General features: G+C 38.4%; 1 protein-coding gene. It reads right to left on the reverse strand.

Annotated elements, in window-relative coordinates:
* On the reverse strand, positions 1–242 hold a 242-nt coding region (locus tag AC2FA3_RS15545), incomplete at both ends, for a hypothetical protein (protein WP_490510379.1).

Here is a 242-nt window from a genome sequence, read left to right on the forward strand (position 1 = left end):
CTTTGGCTTGAAGTGAATTACCGACTGGCTTAGGTTTCTCTTTTAACTGAACAAAAGCTACATTACCATTCGTGTTTACTTCTGTTCCAAGAGTTTCAATATGCTTAACCATATGAGCTTGGTATGCTTGAGCCGGTCCAAATTCATACAGCATTGGATATTGCTTATCCTTGTGTGTTGCTGAATAACGAAGAGTTACTTTAGGACTTAATGAGGCAATTGCTTCTTTACCAGCTTTAGCT

Source organism: Janibacter sp. CoH_79_TC_3 (assembly GCF_058197955.1).